The sequence below is a fragment of the Nocardia inohanensis NBRC 100128 genome (genome assembly GCF_001612945.1).
Taxonomy (GTDB): Bacteria; Actinomycetota; Actinomycetes; order Mycobacteriales; family Mycobacteriaceae; genus Nocardia; species Nocardia inohanensis.
The window spans coordinates 208541-224796 of record NZ_BDBK01000010.1; the positions used below are offsets into that span (position 1 = coordinate 208541).

Here is a 16256-nt window from a genome sequence, read left to right on the forward strand (position 1 = left end):
AACCGGGCGATGCGCGCGACAGATCCGAATACACTTGTCCAAGAAGGAGTTTCGACAACCTCTGTCACGGCGACTCCCCGCCCGGCGTCTCCCAGCCGTCCCAGCCGATGAGCTCGGCCACCGGCGTACGGCGGGCCGGGGTGTCCGCTCCGGGCAGCAGCCGCGCCACCGGCAGCATCGCCACCTGCGTCACCTCCTCGAACGGAATGCCCAGCAGCTCGGCCACTTCCCGCTCATAGGCCAGGTGCGCGGTGGTCAGCGTCGACCCCAGGCCGCGTTCCCGCAAGGCCAGCAGCAGATTCCACACCATCGGATAGATCGATCCGTAGAAGCTGGCCGACCGCAGCGCCGAGGGTTCGGCGGGGAGCCGCCCGAGCGAGCACACCAGTACCAGCGCGGGCACCTCGTGCAGATGGTCGGCCAGATACTGCCCGGACGCCAGATCCGCGAGCTGGTCCGGACGGGGAATGCGCCCGGACAGGTTGGCGGCGAAGCCCTTCCGGTAGTACTCGCCGATCCGCTGCTTCCGCTCGGCGTCGCGCACCACCACGAACCGCCACGGCTGCCGGTTGCTGCCGCTGGGCGCATGTGCCGCGATCTCCAGGCACTCCAGCAGATCCTGTCGCGATACCGGCCGCGTCAGGTCCAGCCGCCGCCGGTAGGACCGGGTGGTGGTGAGCAGTTCGACACCCATCAGGCGGTCACCTCCGGTTCGGAATCCGCTGCCCTGTCGTCGAATTCGAGATCGATGCGGGCCGCGACCGCGCCCGCCTGCCGGATCTCGCAGCGGACCACCTTGGTGTCCACGCCCGAGTCGGTGATTTCGGCGACGCATTCGGCCGGGCGGTCCAGCTCCACGAAGTGCTCGAAAGTACTTGTCACGCTGATCAATCGGCGCGGTTCGGGACGCATGGCGCTGAGGGCGGTCTGCCGGGCCGCTTCGATGAGCAGATTGCCGGGCACATGGTCGAGTTGATGATCGAACAGGATCGGATGCGTGGTGTCGGCGACCACGGCCGCCCGGATCCGGCCGTCGGCCTCCACCGGTGGCCCGATCACCACATTGCGCGGATTCTCCCGCCCGACGGCGGCGGCGTCGGCGCGTTCACCGATCTCCCCCGCGCCCCGGAACTCGCCGAGCCCCAGCCGTTTCCGGAAGCCGCCGCGAATCGCGGCCCATTGCGCGGGCGCCACCCAGGAGAAGGAGCCGTCCACGGTGCCCATCGGCTGACCACCGCTGCTGATATCGAGCACCAGGTCCAGGCCCTGCAATTCCTCGCCGCGCCGGTGTTTGCGCAGCGCCCGCACCTGCATGACGAGGTCGGCGGGCGCGGTGCCGACCTCCCAGGACGAGGTGTCCGCGCCGGTGCAGTTGAAGGTGCGCACCAGGAACGCGCGATCGGTGGGCACGTCGTAGAACTCGTGGGTGACGGCGATGGACGCCTGCCGCGCCGCCTCCATCACCCCGACCAGGTCGTGCCGCGTGCCCAGCGCACCCGCGTGATCGCCGTAATGGCCGTGCATGCGCGGCAATTGCGCGCCGACCACGAAGGCGTCCGTGCCGATGGTGTCGAGGGATGTCACGAACACCTCGGCCACCGCGCACCGATGCGCCAGCGCGCGCGGGATGGTGCGGACGTGCGTGGCGGTCACGGTATCGGTATTGATCACGGTCGAGCCTCCAGCCAATCGTTCGCACCGATGGGCGGCAGTGTCTGCGACTGCGTCCCGGTGCGCATGGGTAGTACGTAGGACCCGAGCACGATCACCGACCACGGGTCGAGATCCCGCCCCGCGGACCAGGCCGCCGTCAGCAGCCGGGCGCAGTCCGCATCGGATTCCGGTGCGGGGACCCGCAATTCGTTACAGAGACGTTCGAGAGCCGCCGCGCGTTCGAAGCTGCGCGCGGGCGCGTCGGCGTAGAGTTCCTTCGCGATCGCGGCGGCCTCCGCGCTGCGATCGGTGCCCGAAACGGCTTGGGTGAGCAGCTCGCCGCGGGTCCGCTCATCGAAATAGATGGCCAGTTCCCGCAATACGTCGGCGGGATCGTCGGGCGAATGCACCAGGTTAAGCAGATAGTTGTGCCGGCCCAGGAGATACCGCAGCTCACCCGGTTCGCGTTTGCGTGGATCGGTCGCGCCCTTGGCCGCGGCGAGCCGGATGGGCACGGGCAGTTCGGCATCCGGTGCGTGAACCACGAGAACCAGCACATCCGAGATGCCGACCAGCAGATCCGCCAGCCGCCGGCGCTCCGGTGAGGCGATGTTCCAGGCGAAGTACCACAGTGCCCGCGCGATGTGCCGGTCCACGGCCACCCGGTGCGCGCCGACCACCCGGAACCCGTTGTCGCGCAGCCACTCCAGGGTGGGATCGACCGCGCGAGCGACGATCGCGTCGGGTTTGAGCAGCAGCAGCGAGTGTTCGCGCGCGAAGGCGGCGGGGTCGATATGCGCCGCCTGTAGCTGGTCGAGGGTTTCCAGCACGTAGGTGTCGCCGAGGTAGGCATCGACCTTGGCCGGTGCGGGGGTCAGCCGCGACAGCAGGCTCCGTAGGGCGTCTTCGGTCACAGGGCACCGCCGATTCCATTGCGCGCCAGCATGTCAGCGATCGAGGACAGCGGTGCGCCCAGGTATCCGGACTCCAGGCAGTAGTCCAGCAGGGCGCGCAGATAGTCCTTGCCGGTGGCGGGTGAGAGATGGCCGAGCAGCGCATCGGCGGCCGTGGTGTCGAAGACCAGCCGGCGTTTGAAGTAGCTGGTGTAGAGCGTGCCGATGCGCAGGTAGTACTCGCGTTCGATGGGGTCGAGATCGGCCGGGTCGAAGGTGGATTCCGGGACGAAGGTGGCCACTTCGAACGAGGGATACTCGGCGAGCACATCCGAAACCTCGCGCAGTGAGAGCGTATCGCGGCCCACCGCGTGCAGGGTCCGTCCGGCCGCGCGATCGAAATCCGTTGCGGCGGCGACGATCACCTCGGCGACATGATCGACCGGGGCCAGCGAGAGGGTGGCGTCGTAGCGTCCGGGCAGGCGGCGCAGTTTGCCCTCCACCATCAGCTTCACGACCGTGTAGAGGTTCTTGTACTCCCGGATCACCCCGGTGCCGAGGTCACCGGTGACGATTCCCGGCCGCACGATCGCCCAGCGCAGCCCGCGCTCGCCCGCCGCCCGCACCAGCTGCTCGGCGCGCAGCTTGCTCTGCTCGTAGCCGTTCCCGAAGGTCTGGCCCGCGTCGAGTTCTTCCTCCCGGATCAGGCCGCCGCGCATCCCGCAGACGTAGGCGGTGCTGACGTGCACCAGCGGAACATCCCAGGCCAGCGCCAGTTCCACGGCGTTCGCCGCGCCCCGCACATTGAGTTCGTCGTAGACCGCGTCCGCGGCGTCGAAGGCGGTGGTGGCCGCGCAGTGCACGATCATGCCCACCCGGCCCGCCAGTCCGTCCGCCGCGATCCCGAAGCCGGGCTCGCGAATGTCGCCGTGCACCCGGGACGCCGGTTCGAAAGGGGTGCCGGCGTTGCGGCGGATGGCCGAATTGCTGTGCAGCACAGCCGTAACCGGCCTGCCCCGGGCGGACAGCCGTGCCGCGACCTCCGCGCCGACCAGGCCGCTCGCCCCGGTCAGCAGCACTGTTTCGCTCACGCCCGCACCTCCAGCGTGCGGTTGACCAGGCCCACCACCGCGCCGACATGCAGCACGCCCATCAGATCCTCGGGCTTATACCGCGGCAGATCGAAGGTGCGCTCCAGCACCACCGTCAATTCCATCAAGCGCAGCGAGTCGTAGCCGAGGTCCTCGATGAGGCGCTGCGCCTCCCGGAGTTCCGCGCTCGGCTGCGGGGCCATCGCGGCGATGATCTGCCGCACCCGTTCGGTCACCGTGTCGCTCATGCCCGCTCCCCTTCCCGCAGATGCGGTTGCAGCCCGCCGCTGGCGAGCAGATCGCGCGCCTCGTCCAGTGGCAGTTCGGTATTCAGGTATCCGGCGATGCGCAGCCAGTCGTAGCCGATGGTCAGGGTGCGCTGCCATTGCTCGCGGGAATCGAACGAGGCCGGGAAGGCGGCGCCGATCTCCGCGCCGCTGGCGGCCTGCCGTACCGCGGCGACGAACTCGTCGAGCATCGCGAGCCCGGCGAAGACGTCACCGCCGGATGCGACGATCTCCGAGAACCGCACGCCCCGAGCCGAACTCAACCGGTCCAGCAGCACCTCGCGCCCGGGCGTACGTCCCGGCAGCAGTCGCCGCACCGTCCGTTCGGGCGCGACATCGGCGGGGAGCGGGTGAATTCCGAACGCCGACAACAGCACCCGGACGCTCATCCCGATCAGCCGGTGCGCGGCGATATCGGCTACCGCCCCCTGCGCGTCCTTGATCGCCCCCACCAGATCTTCGCGGGCGTTCTCCAGCACCACGTTCGACCACACCAGGTTGAGCCCGCATTCGGTGAACTGCGGTGCGGGTAAGGCCGCCAGCGCAGCGATCCCGCCGTCCCGGGCCGCCCCGTTGAGACCGAGGGCAGGCGCGATCGCACTCGGCACCAGCGAGCCCGGTCGCACCGGCTTGCACATCGCCAGCGCCGGTTCGATGACCTCCCCCGCCCGCCACTGCAATCCGACGAACCCCAGCCGCACGAATTCGGCCAGCTCCGCCCCGATATCCCGCGAGGCGCGCGCCAGCACATCCCGCACCGAATGCCGGAACACCACCGACCGCCAAGCCCGCGCCGCGTCGTCCGAGAGCACGAACACCTCGCGGTCGCCCCGCAGCACGTGCACCCGGCCGCCGATCGACCAGGTGGTGACACCGGCCCGCCGCGCGAACACGATCTGCCCCGGATCATCGACGACACCGGTCACGCCGAGCGCGACAGCCAAGTCCAGCAGTCGTTCCCAGCGTCGTGCGTCAGCCGGATCCGGCGGCGGCTCCGTGACAGCCGTGGACGTGTCCGCGGCCGCCGCGCTCGGCGATTCCCCGGCCGCGGTCGAAACCACCGGGGTGGGGCCCGGCGCGCGAGTGGGCCGCGACTCTCTTGGAGTGCTGAGCTCGCGGTAGCGGTCCACGAGTTCGTGCGTGCCGATCCGGTCGAGCTGGGCGGGCAGCCATTTGGTTTCCAGGTAGGTTTCGCCCTGATGGGCCGCCCAGCCCTTCATGGCCTGGAGTAGTCCGTCCGCGGCCCATTCGGCGGCTTCTTCGTGGGCTCCGAAGGCGCGCAGGGCGATCGCGAAGCGGAGAGCGTGCGTGGCGCGCGCGGTCCACCAGTCCGCGATCCGGGTGGTGAACTCGGGGTAGTCGAGAACTCGGCGCAGGGCATCGAGGTCCACGGTTCCGGCGCGCAGGACGGTTGCGCGCAGGAAGCGCTGGCAGCGGTTGAGGGAATCCTCGTCCGGGTTCGTAGCTACCTGGGCCAGCTGCCGGCGGAGTTGCGCCACCGAGCGGGTGCGGACCTCAACCCGCCGGCCGTCGATGAACAGGACGGTCGGGAGCGTGGGCATTTCCTCCGCGCCGTCGGCCACCACGAGGAAGTCGATATCGGACCCGGCATTGCCGAAGCCTTCGGCGAGCGAGCCCTCGAACAGCACGGCCGCGTCGGCGGGCACCGTCACGGTGGCCAGTGCCGCGTCGAGCAGCTGGTGGATCCGTTCGAGCGGCATCGCCGGGCGCGGCGCTTCGCTTGCCTGATTCAGCGCCGCCCCGTGCCCGGTGGGGATGGACTGCGCGGCGCCGGTCGTGGCGTCGGAATCGTGCACGACCGCGCCTTCGAGGGCTCCGTCGCGCAGCAGCTGCCACATGTGCCGGCGGCGCGGCTTCCCGCTGGAAGTGCGGCGGATCAATCCACGCGGACCGGTGACGATGTGGGTCATCTGAGCGGGACCGAGCTGACCGCGAATGATTTTGCGGGCCTCCGCGATCCAGTCACCGGGCGCGGTTTCGGCGAAGAGCGCGATGCCCTGCACGCCCGCTTCGGAGATCCCGACGGCGGCGAGTTTGCCCTTGGTGAGCCCGGTTTCCTGGGCGACACGGGATTCGATGTCCTCCATGAACACCGAACGCCCCCGCACCTTGAGACTGGTACCCATGCGGCCGAGCACGAAAACCTCACCGTTGTAGAGGAATCCGGAGTCGCCCGAGTAGAGGCGGCCGTCCTCGATGCGGGTCAGTGACCCGGATGTGGGTTCCCCGGAGTAGCCGAGCGCTACCGAATCGCCGACCACCACCATTTCGCCGAGCACCCCGTCGGGCAGCTCCCGGCCGTCCTCGTCGACCACGATGACGGTGGATTCCGGTGTGGAGTAACCGAGTCCGGTGATCCAGCCCGCGCCTTCGACCCGATGGTCGTCGTCCAGTTCGGCTCGCTCCAGTACCGGAACCGGTTCGCCGAAGCGGAGATTCGGATTGTCCAGGCGCAATGCGGTCGTCGGGCGGCGCGTGGGTGACGAGGTCACCATGAGCGTCGCCTCGGCCAGTCCGTACGCGAGGGTGTACGCGCCCATCGAAAAGCCCTGGGGCCCGGTCAGATCGGCGAAGGATTGCAGGTCCGCGACCTCGACCGGTTCGGAGCCGACGGCCAGGGTGCGCCAGCCGGACAGATCCAGGTCCGCGATCTCCTCGGGCCGGACCCGGTGCGCCACATAGCCGAGCGCGAACGACGGCGACGGCGTGTGCTGCGCCTTCGTCATGGCGCGCAACCATCGCACGGGATCCCGCACGAACTGGTCGGGGCGCATGAGATACAGCTCGGCCTGGTTGGTGACCGTGGACAGGAACGCGCCGACCAGGCCCATATCGTGGTACAGCGGCAGCCAGGACGCCATCGACTCGCCCGGCTGCCAGTCGAGCAGGCGGGTGATCATGTCGACATTGTTGGCGAGGTTGCGCCAGCTCACCCGCACGCCGCGGGGGGCACCGGAGGATCCGGAAGTGAACTGCAACAGCGCGACTTCGGCGGCCTCGCCCAGGTCTCGCTCCTCCGGCGGCGGTGCCAGCCGGGCCGCGTCCACCACCAGGGGCTCGTCCGCCCGTCCGGCCTCGATCGCCGCCCGCCGCACGAACTGCTCGAACTCCGGTGCGGTCACCACCAGTTTCGGATCGGCCTGCCGCAGAATGCCCGCGATGTGCGCGACGATGGCATCCAGGTCGCCGAACATGGGCGGGGCCACCGGGGTGAACACTCCACCGCAGGCCCAGACCGCGTAAAAGGCTGCTACACAGGGGAACCCGGTCGGCATGATGACGCACGCGCCGTCACCACTGTCCAGCCCGTGTGCCCGCATGAGCGCCGCGATCGACCAAACCTGATCGGCCAGTTCGCCGTAGCTGCGGTACTCCCACCCGTCGGCCTCATCGGCCAGGTGAATACCGCGGTCCTGCGCGGGACTGGTCAACCAACCCCGCACCGTCGCAATAGCGTTCGCACTCTCGGTCACGCGGCATCTCCTTCGGGCAGCACGGTCACGGTGCCGCCGGCTCCATCGACTCGAATGCGCATACCCGTGCGTATGCGGCGGGTGACGTCCTTGACCTGGACCACGGTCGGCACGCCCAGTTCCCGGGCCACGATGGCCACATGGGTGAGCGGGCTGCCCCGCTCGATGACCAGCGCCGAGGCCGACGGCAGCGCGGCCACCCAGCCGGGATCGGTGCGGTAGGCGATGAGGATGCCGCCCGCGACATCCCGGGGTTCGTCCACCACCACGGCCGATCCCTCGACCACACCGGCCGCGGACGGAGTGCCCGGCAGCACGGTGCCGACCGTGGCGGCGTCGGAGCCGGTGATCGGGACCCAGCCCTGCGCGGCCAGTTCGGCGCGCCCGAACGCCGGTCCCACCGTGCGGAAGCGGGCGGGGGCGACCAGTGCGGAATCCCTGGCCCGCAACGCTTTCCGGGCGGCGGCCACGGCACGTAGCTTCGAGGTGTCCGCGCCTTCGTAGCAGCCGCGCAATTCCTCCACCGTGAGCTGGAAAACATCGCTGAAATCGTCGATGACGCCGCGCGCAACCAGGTCTCGCCCCATCACGCGGATCATGCGCTTGACCATCCCGAAAGCGCGGGTGCGGCAGAAGCGCAGCCGCTCCCGATGGGCAGCGCAGCGAGAAGTCTTGGTGCGCAGCCGTTCATAGATACGGCGGCGGATGCCGTGCAATCGTTCGTCGAGGTAGGCATCGGCCTCCTCGCCGCGCCCGGCGGTGACGGTGTCCCCGACCCGGCTCGACGCGCTGCGCAGCATGATGAACAGGCTCGCCGGATCCTCCCGCAGGTCGGGTGTCTCCAATTTGAGCTCGTCCAGGCTGCGGTATCCGTACCGGTCGATGTAGTCGTCCACGGCGGCCAGGAACTCGGTGCGTCCCGCTGCGCGGAGCGCGTCGTAGATCTGCTCGGGCGCAGTCGAATTCACCAGTTCGGTCAAGCCCGCATCTGCGCGCACCAACCGGGCCAGCTCGGTCATGGCCCGTGCGGGTTCGGCGGACTCGATATCCGCGCCCGGTCCGACCACCGCGTACAGGAACCATTCCGGGGCCTTGGGCAGGAACAGTTTGGTCAGGATGTACATGAATCCGGTGCAGGTCAACAGGATCGCGTCCAGGACCATCAGCGGTCCCCAGCGCTCGACCAGGTCGCGATCCACTTCCCGGTACGCCTTGTACGCCTGCTCACCGGTGAGCGTGGTGTAGTCGAGGGCGTCGTATTCGTCGTAGACGCGATAGAACTCGGCGGCGAACCGCTCGACCATATCGTCGATGCCTTTGATGCGCTGCCAGTAGGTCCACGTGGTCAGCGCCCGCGACTTGATACGCCCCAGCGTGCTCCGGAAAGCGAAGGGCCGCAGCGTCTTCGCCAACGCGTCATCCAGGGGCTCGTCCACGCCCAGCGCGGCCTCGAGCACCTTGCGATTGAGCGGATACCCCGGCGCAATGCCGACCATCCGATACCAGTGCAGCAGGTTGTAGTACACCCGCCCGTGGAAACTGCCCAGCAGCACCGGAGTCCACTCGTCGGTCTGGCGCACCTGCTCGTCCGGCACGCGCAGCGATTCGGCATAGCCCCGGTACACGCGCCCGTAGATCCCGGCTGCCACGGTGTAGGTGAGCGGCGAGGTCACTCCGCTGAAACTCTCGATAATGTTCGAGTTGTCCCAGATACGCTCCGCGCCTGCGGGAATCACCTCGCCCGCGCCCCGCAATTCCACGCCGGGCAGCGGTTCGGCGAGGGTGGTGATGGGCCGCGCCTGCAACAACCAGACACCGCTGTCGTCGATGGCCCACTCGATGTCCTGCGGTGCGCCCCGGTCGATTTCGAGCTTGCGCCCCAGCTCGGTCAGCTCCGCGATCTCGGCCTCGGTCAGCACCGCGGCCCCGCGCTGCCCGGCCGCGACCGGCCGCCGGACCAGTCCTTGCCCACCGCTGGCATCGAAGCGAATGTCCTTGTCCCCCAATACGACTTCGATCACCGCCGCGCCGTCCTTGTCGACGATCACCGTGTCGGCGTCCACCGCCCCCGACACCAAGCCCTCCCCCAGCCCGTAGACGGCGCTGATCACCAGCTCGTCCCGCGCCCCACTGGTCGGATTGGCCGTGAACACCACGCCGCTGGCCCGCGCCGCGATCAACCGCTGCACCACCACACCCGGCGCACCGGCCCGCGGCAGCCCGCGCGCGAACGCGTACCGCACCGCACGCTCGGAGAACGCCGAGGCCCAGCAGTCCCGCACCCGCGCGATGACCGCGTCCATGCCACTCACATCGAGGTGGCTCTCGAACTGCCCCGCGAAGGAATGCTCGTCCCCGTCCTCGGCGCTCACCGAGGACCGCACCGCGACCGGATCCGCCCCGAAACGCTCACACGCGGCAACGATCACCTCCCGCACCAGCTCCGGCAGCTCCGCACCGATCACCTCGGCCCGCAGTTCCGCCGCATACGCCACCGCCGTATCGGCATCGTCGATACGCGCGAATTCCGCTACCGCGGCGTCCAATCCACTCGCGGCCGCGAACGCCTCGAACACATCGCTCCCCAGCGCGACCCATTCCGGCACCCGAAACCCGCTGTCCCGCACCGCATACAACCCCCCGGCCTTACCACCCCCCAGCGCGCCGAGCTCCGCCTCATCAGACCATGGACCCAATACCCGCAAAGCAGCTCTCCCATCACCCCCGGCCCGAACCACAGCAGGACACCTCATCCAACGGGAGCTGGACAAGATCAAGGGGTAATCTCTGAATAACCTGCGCTTCACTATGTGCGCCAGACCACACTTTTTGGGTCTGCACAATCAGGGTCCTCGATTTGCGCCCCCGCAAACCGGGTGCTTCGCGATCGACCGCACCGCAATCAACCCACCCCGCGACCGCGCCGCACCCGCTCCGACTCAGTCCGTCCCGTCCTGCACCGCATAGTCGATGACCACCACACCACCGGTGGCGTAGTTGACGACATCGGCGGCCGCCAGCCGGCCGTACTCCGACTCCCGCGACGCGGCCAAGGCGGCGGCATCGGCGAAGTCGGCTTCGAAAACCGCGAAATACGGCGGTTCACCGTTACCCGCCGCCGCGTCGAAGCTGTACCGCCACGCCAGCAGTCCGGGCCATTTCATGACCAGTGGAAGGTGCTTGGTCACGTAGTAGTCGCGGAAGTGGTCGGGGTCGACGGGCTTGGGATATAGGACTAGCAACTTGTGCATGACTGCCTTTCGGTGTGCGCGAGTGCGGCATCCGGTACCGCACTCGGTCGAATCGTCATAGATGCAGGTTAGGGCTGGATGTGCGGTCGAGGGAAAGACCGGAACGGGATAGGCTCAGAACGGATCGTTATCAATCGAGTGGAGGGCATGTGGCGCCGGATACGGTGAGCCTGCGGTACTTCCTGGTGCTGGCACAGGAATTGAACTTCACCCGCGCAGCCGCCCGGATCGGCATCGCACAGCCCGCGCTCAGTGCCCGCATCCGCCGATTGGAAGCGGAACTCGGTATCAGCCTGCTGGTCCGCAACACGCGCAGCGTCGCATTGACCACGGCCGGTGTGGCTTTGGCCGAATCCGCACCGCCGGCACTGGCGGCACTGGACCGAGCCTGGGACACCGCCCGCAAGGCAGCCGCCGGCAAACTGGGCACGCTCCGCATCGGTTACAGCGTCAGTACCGGCGCCGAAACAGCACCGGCCCTGGTAGACAGCCTCATTCGCAACAGTCCGGGACTCGAGGTCATCGCGGCCCCGATGGCCACACCGGAGATCTCCCCCGCAGTCGCCGACGGCCGCATCGACGCAGGCATCACCCGCGGCGAACAACCGGGCCGTGGCGTGCGCCGCTTCCTGCTGCGGCGCGAACGCATCGGAGTCCAACTGGCACAACACCATCCGCTGGCCGAACACCCGGAGGTCGACATCCCCGACGCGGCCGCATACCCGCTGCGCCTCCCCGACCATATGGCCAACCCCGTAATCCACGACCAACTGGCCGCACTCTTCCGCGACATCCAGCCGACCCCCCGATTCCACACGCCCGCAGTCTCTTTCGATCTCTCCCAGCGTGACCTGCGCGACGGCCGCACCCTCGCCCCAGCCGGTGAAGTCGCGCTCACGACCCAACCAGCCGGTCTCACCTGGCGCCCTCTACGCGGCGCCCCCACCTTGACGATCCATCTGGTCCTCCCGCGCGTGCAGTCCCCACTCCACCACCGCCTCCGCGCCGTCGCCAAAACCTTGGCACACGAACTGCACTGGCTATCGGACTGACGCACAGCAGCTTTCGAACCGTGGAGCGATCAGCCGAAGGAGACTGGATCGGCCAGGTTGTCACCGGTCGGGGCGGGGCAGTGCCAGCATCTTGGTGGTCAGGAGGATTGCCGTGGCCAGCGCGACCGCCGCCGACAGGCTGGTGCCCAGCGAGCCGGTCATGGCCAGCAGTCCGACCAGGAGGATCAAACAAATGCCGACCGCCAGAGCGAAGCCGGTCGGATCCATGCTCGTAGCATTCGGGGCGCGATTTCGTGAGATGATCATATCTACAGCATTGACCATATCAACAGTTATCAAACCGTGATTGGTGTTTCGACGTAATTGCCAGCGTCCATGGCCTTATATATCACCGGCAGTTATCCGTCTGTGATGCTGTACCGGCCAGCGGGAACGGCATTCCGAATCGCCCCGCACCGGTATTCCGCTGATCTTCTCGACCGATGGGTATTCGCGTGCGCGGCAACCCCTACCCTCGCTCAAGCCGGACGCAAGGACGACCGCGCGAGGACGAGTTCGGCCCACACGGTCTTGCGATCGTGGTGACGATTACAGGCCCACGCGGTGGCGAGCGCATCGACCAGAATCAGCCCGCGCCCGCCGGTGCCGTCCGGGGTCCGCAGATGCGGAGTGTCGGGGCCGGTGTCGTCGACTTCGATGCGCACCCGCGCGTGCTCACGCAGCGATACTCGGCATCGCCGCGGCGCGAGTCCGTGGCGGCAGGCATTGCTGACCAGCTCGTCGAACACCTGGATCGCATCGGCGAGCGCCACCGCCGGCAGTTGCCCCAGCAGCTCGCGCACCCGCGCCCGCGCCCGCCCAGCCTCGACCACGTCCAGATCCAGATCCAGCACGGCGGCCGCTGTGCGGCCGCTGTGCCCGCGACCCAGCACCGATGTCGTCATGACCATTCCCTCTGTCCGCGTCGTTGCTTCGAGTTATCTGGGGCTACCCGCTAGCCACACCCCGAAACCGCTTTCGGGTGGACCGGGACGCCAGGTCATCGTCCGCTCCACCCCCCTGACCGGCTGGTTCACCCCTGGTCAGATACCGAAGCAAGCCGGAATCATTGACGCTCGCAGTCATGCGACGACCCGCGGCAATGCATTACGGAGGAGCCGGCGATTGACACGTACACAACTGGCGGCCATGCGAATGCTTTGGATTGTGGGCACCGTAGGGCTGATCTGCGGCGGCGCTTTGTTTCTCGTCGATCACCTCGGGACCACCACCGAATGCCTGGCATGGGCTCCTGACATCTGCCGGACCGTCCGACCCTCCGACCGCGGCACCTACCTTGCCGCCGGCGCGGTACTTATCCTCGTCGTCACCGCCATCGCCTGGTCCGCGCTGACTCCGCCGACCGCACTCACCCGTCGCCAGCAACTCGGTCTGCCACCCCAGCAACGCAAAGGGCGCGGTCTGCTGTTCGGCATCGTCTGGTTGTTCACCCTTTTCACGTCGATGGCGGCGATCGACGTCCTAATCGGCTGAGACCGACGCCTCCCAGGAGATCAGATGACCGCGTCACTGCCAGCTCGTCTGCTCGGCACCGGCATGCGCATGGTGGTCCGGCCGGCCACCGACCATATTCCAGCGAACCGGGCGGGCATCGCGTTCATTCGCGCCGCGGCCGCCGGAGCGCTCCGTGTCGCGATGCTCGGTGAGCGGCTCGAACCGGTGTCGGTCGTCGATGCCGACAGCCCGCATGGGCCGGTACGGGGAGAATGGGTCGGCGGTGCACCCCGGCCCGGACAGCCGATCCTGTATTACCTGCACGGCAGCGGATTCGTGATCCTACGCGCACACCATTTCCGCGGCCTGGCATCGCAACTGGCACACCGCACCGGCAGGAGCGTGTTCACCCTGCGCTACCGCATGGCGCCCGAGTACCGGTTCCCCGCCGCGCACGACGACGCCCTCGCGGGTTACCGCTGGCTGCTCGATCAGGGCCATGCCCCCTCGGACATCGTCGTCGGAGGCGACTCCGCCGGCGGGCATCTGGCCCTCGCACTGACGGCTCAGCTGCGCGCCCTGGAGCTTCCGCAGCCCGCCGCGATCTTCACGCTCGCGCCGCTGGTCGACGCCACATTCGGCACCGCCGCGGCGACCGAATCGACCGCGAACGACCCATTCGTCACCGCACGCGCGGCATACCGGTTTCTCGGCCGGTACGCCCACGCGGTCGACGATCCGCTGATCGACCTCCCCGCACACGTCAGCCCCGACACCCCGCCGCTGTTCATCCAGGTCGGGGAATGCGAGATGCTGCGTGCCGATGCGGAGCGTTACGCGGCAGCGCTCACCGCGGCGGGCGGCGACTGCACGGTGCGTGTCTGGCCGGAGCTCTTCCACGGCTTCTATATGGGTTACCGAATCGTTCCGGAGGCGCGCGCCGCGCTCGGCGAGATCGTCGATTTCATCGCCGCCACCACAACAGCCGACCTCCCGTGACCGGCGCGCGCCGAGCGGTGAAAAGGGCGGTGGCCGTGTCGGCTCTCGCGATCGCCGCCGCGGTCGAGTTCGTCCCGGCCTGGTACGGCTCGGTGAATCCACAGGTCACCGCGGTGCAGGTACTGACGCCATCGCTGTACCGCCCGGATCCGGGGTGCTCTGCGCAGCCGGATCTGGCGGTGTGCCTGCAACATTGGCGATTCATGCACGACTACTGCTCGATCTCGCCGGACGAACTCCCGCTACTCGGATCGGCGGTGGACTTCCGCGGTCCGTGCGCCCGCCATGACCGCTGCCTGGAAGACGGTGGCGCCAACGACACTTGCAACCGATTGCTGTTCGCCGAGATGCGGCAGAATTGCATGGCGAGATACGACCGGTGGGATCCGCGCCGCCCGATATGTTCCCGGGTGGCCGAGGCGTATCTGGATGCTGTCGGGCCGCTGCTGAGTGTCATCCGACCGTGACCGGCGGTGTATCAGCTGCTGGGCCAGGCGTTTTCCGCATATCGGCACTCGCGGTGTTGATCTGCATGACAGCCGTGACGTGGGTAGACCCCCCGTACCCGGCGGGGCAAGCTCTACATACCTTGTCAGGGCTCGCCTTTCTGATCGCCACGATGGTGTTCGATCGCTGCGTCCAGCGACTGAGCCGTGCGGCGATCGTGCGGATCACCCTGTTCCTTGTTCTCCACACGATCGGCGCCCGCTATCTGTATTCCTTTGTGCCCTATGCCGATTGGCTCGCCGACCAGTGGGGAATCGAGATCGGCGGCGGCCGGAACAACTACGACCGGTTCGTGCATTTCGCCTACGGCGTGCTCCTGACGCCGGTCTACACCGAGCTGCTCGACCGGGCGCCCGCGCCGCGCCGTCGAAGACTTCGGGAATTGCTCGGTATCGCAGCGGTTCTCGTGACCAGCGTGGGCTACGAAGGCCTCGAAGCCGCGATCGCCTGGGCCGCTTCGCCGGAAACGGCCGACAGTTACAACGGACAGCAGGGCGACCGTCTCGACCCCTACCGGGACGTCCTCGCCGCGCTCCTGGGCGGCACGCTGGCATACGCGGTGGCGATCGCCGGCCCGGTGCGACCGCGAACTACCGGGATCGCCAGGGCCGCACGGCCGTGAGCAGCTCGGTGAGCGCTTCCACGCTTTCCGGACCGCCGGCCGTGGCGGCCTCGGGAATGCCCACGATGGCGCGGTCGCGGCCCGCCGGCGTCGCCGCGAACAGCGCGGCTATCTCGGCTGCGTCGCCGAGCCGCTGAGCTTCGCTGCGATAGCTGAAGACGATGAGCCGAGGCGTGCGCTGGATCAGCGTTTCGACCGGCACGGAGCCGCTGTAATCGCCCGGCTTCATATCGGCGACGCCGGCGAGGTTGTCCAGGTTCGCTTGGGTCAGCAGGTCGCCGTAGATCGCCCCGGCGTGTGTGTAGATCTGGTTGGCGTAGCGGGTGATCAGCAGAGTCGACAGCGGCGGTTCGGTCGCGGCCCGCCTGCGCGCGTCGTTCAGCTGCTCGCGCAAGGTCGTCAGGAGCTGCCCGGCGCGCTCCGGTGCGCCCACGATGCGCCCGAGGTCGCCGATGACATCGAGGGAGCGCTCGATGGTGCCCGCCAGCATCTGCGGCTCCCACCACGCGGGGTTGATGTAGACCTGAATCCCGAGTTGTTCCAACTCCTTTCGGGTCGGCAACCGCCGGCCGTCGAAATGGTATTCCTGATCGGCGACGATGAGCTCCGGGCGGGCGCTGAGCAGGCTCTCCCGGTTCGATTCGGTATCGCCCAGCAGTGGCAGCTGTTTCGCTTGCTCGGCGACATCGGCCGGGAAAGGCGTGTACTCGGTACCGGCGTGGCCGACGATCCGGTCGGCCGCACCCAACCGCAGCAGCGCGGCAGTCATGGTCGGGTAGAGCGATACGATGCGCCGCGGCGGCTGCGCGAAACGCAGGGTATGGCCGGTGTTCTCGATGACGATCGCGTCCGCCGCGCCGGGGGCCCGCTCGAGAGCCGGCTGACCACAACCGGTCACGGTCAGCATCGCGGCGAGAATCGGGAAACCCAGCCGGAGTAGACGTTTCATCAT

At 68.3% G+C, this 16256-nt stretch carries 16 protein-coding genes; 5 read left to right on the forward strand and 11 right to left on the reverse strand.

All coding sequences use genetic code 11. From position 1 onward, the window contains the following. Positions 1-64 precede the first annotated feature (64 nt). The 8 genes from NI1_RS20635 to NI1_RS20670 all read right to left on the reverse strand — a co-directional run bounded on the left by NI1_RS20635 (position 65) and on the right by NI1_RS20670 (position 10669). Positions 65-694 carry a nitroreductase family protein gene (locus NI1_RS20635; protein WP_067823280.1) on the reverse strand — a complete coding sequence of 210 codons (630 nt, stop codon included), beginning with the start codon at positions 692-694 and terminating at the stop codon, positions 65-67. After that, entirely contained in the window at positions 694-1671 is a 978-nt protein-coding gene (locus NI1_RS20640; protein WP_245663326.1) for a ScbA/BarX family gamma-butyrolactone biosynthesis protein, read from the reverse strand. Before NI1_RS20640 ends, NI1_RS20635 begins: the two co-directional genes overlap by 1 nt. Beyond that, a complete protein-coding gene (locus NI1_RS20645) occupies positions 1668-2567 on the reverse strand; it encodes a nucleoside-diphosphate kinase (RefSeq protein WP_067823283.1) in 900 nt (299 codons plus the stop codon). The genes NI1_RS20640 and NI1_RS20645 overlap by 4 nt, the downstream gene beginning before the upstream one ends. After that, entirely contained in the window at positions 2564-3637 is a 1074-nt protein-coding gene (locus NI1_RS20650) for an SDR family oxidoreductase (protein ID WP_067823286.1), read from the reverse strand. The genes NI1_RS20645 and NI1_RS20650 overlap by 4 nt, the downstream gene beginning before the upstream one ends. Then, positions 3634-3885 carry an acyl carrier protein gene (locus NI1_RS20655; protein WP_067823289.1) on the reverse strand — a complete coding sequence of 84 codons (252 nt, stop codon included), beginning with the start codon at positions 3883-3885 and terminating at the stop codon, positions 3634-3636. The genes NI1_RS20650 and NI1_RS20655 overlap by 4 nt, the downstream gene beginning before the upstream one ends. Beyond that, a complete protein-coding gene (locus tag NI1_RS20660) occupies positions 3882-7418 on the reverse strand; it encodes an AMP-binding protein (RefSeq protein WP_067823292.1) in 3537 nt (1178 codons plus the stop codon). Before NI1_RS20660 ends, NI1_RS20655 begins: the two co-directional genes overlap by 4 nt. Beyond that, the gene (locus tag NI1_RS20665; protein ID WP_084523469.1) at positions 7415-10171 is read right to left on the reverse strand and encodes a phosphoenolpyruvate synthase; all 2757 of its coding nucleotides are present in this window, start codon (positions 10169-10171) and stop codon (positions 7415-7417) included. Before NI1_RS20665 ends, NI1_RS20660 begins: the two co-directional genes overlap by 4 nt. A 186-nt stretch (positions 10172-10357) precedes the next feature. Further along, entirely contained in the window at positions 10358-10669 is a 312-nt protein-coding gene (locus NI1_RS20670; RefSeq protein ID WP_067823298.1) for an EthD family reductase, read from the reverse strand. 149 nt (positions 10670-10818) lie between these two features. Here NI1_RS20670 and NI1_RS20675 point away from each other — a divergent pair, with 149 nt between their 5' ends. After that, positions 10819-11721 (forward strand): LysR family transcriptional regulator, encoded by a 903-nt coding sequence (locus tag NI1_RS20675; protein ID WP_067823301.1) that lies wholly within the window; start codon positions 10819-10821, stop codon positions 11719-11721. A gap of 60 nt (positions 11722-11781) precedes the next feature. Here the strand turns inward: NI1_RS20675 and NI1_RS38035 are convergent, their stop codons facing one another. Both NI1_RS38035 and NI1_RS20680 read right to left on the reverse strand, forming a co-directional pair. Continuing rightward, positions 11782-11949, reverse strand: coding sequence for a hypothetical protein (locus NI1_RS38035; protein WP_157535229.1), 168 nt, complete (start codon positions 11947-11949; stop codon positions 11782-11784). 251 nt (positions 11950-12200) lie between these two features. Next, positions 12201-12626 (reverse strand): ATP-binding protein, encoded by a 426-nt coding sequence (locus tag NI1_RS20680; protein ID WP_067823885.1) that lies wholly within the window; start codon positions 12624-12626, stop codon positions 12201-12203. A gap of 262 nt (positions 12627-12888) precedes the next feature. Here NI1_RS20680 and NI1_RS20685 point away from each other — a divergent pair, with 262 nt between their 5' ends. The 4 genes from NI1_RS20685 to NI1_RS20700 are packed head-to-tail and all read left to right on the forward strand — an operon-like array spanning position 12889 to position 15304. Beyond that, complete coding sequence (locus NI1_RS20685; protein ID WP_157535230.1) at positions 12889-13215, forward strand: hypothetical protein; 327 nt, start codon at positions 12889-12891, stop codon at positions 13213-13215. A 24-nt stretch (positions 13216-13239) separates the two neighbouring features. Continuing rightward, the gene (locus NI1_RS20690) at positions 13240-14175 is read left to right on the forward strand and encodes an alpha/beta hydrolase (RefSeq protein ID WP_067823306.1); all 936 of its coding nucleotides are present in this window, start codon (positions 13240-13242) and stop codon (positions 14173-14175) included. Between the two features lie 35 nt (positions 14176-14210). Continuing rightward, entirely contained in the window at positions 14211-14642 is a 432-nt protein-coding gene (locus NI1_RS38040) for a hypothetical protein (protein ID WP_157535231.1), read from the forward strand. After that, a complete protein-coding gene (locus NI1_RS20700; RefSeq protein ID WP_084523470.1) occupies positions 14576-15304 on the forward strand; it encodes a DUF2238 domain-containing protein in 729 nt (242 codons plus the stop codon). Before NI1_RS38040 ends, NI1_RS20700 begins: the two co-directional genes overlap by 67 nt. Here NI1_RS20700 and NI1_RS20705 read toward each other — a convergent pair. Continuing rightward, entirely contained in the window at positions 15273-16256 is a 984-nt protein-coding gene (locus tag NI1_RS20705; protein WP_067823314.1) for an ABC transporter substrate-binding protein, read from the reverse strand. The genes NI1_RS20700 and NI1_RS20705 overlap by 32 nt on opposite strands.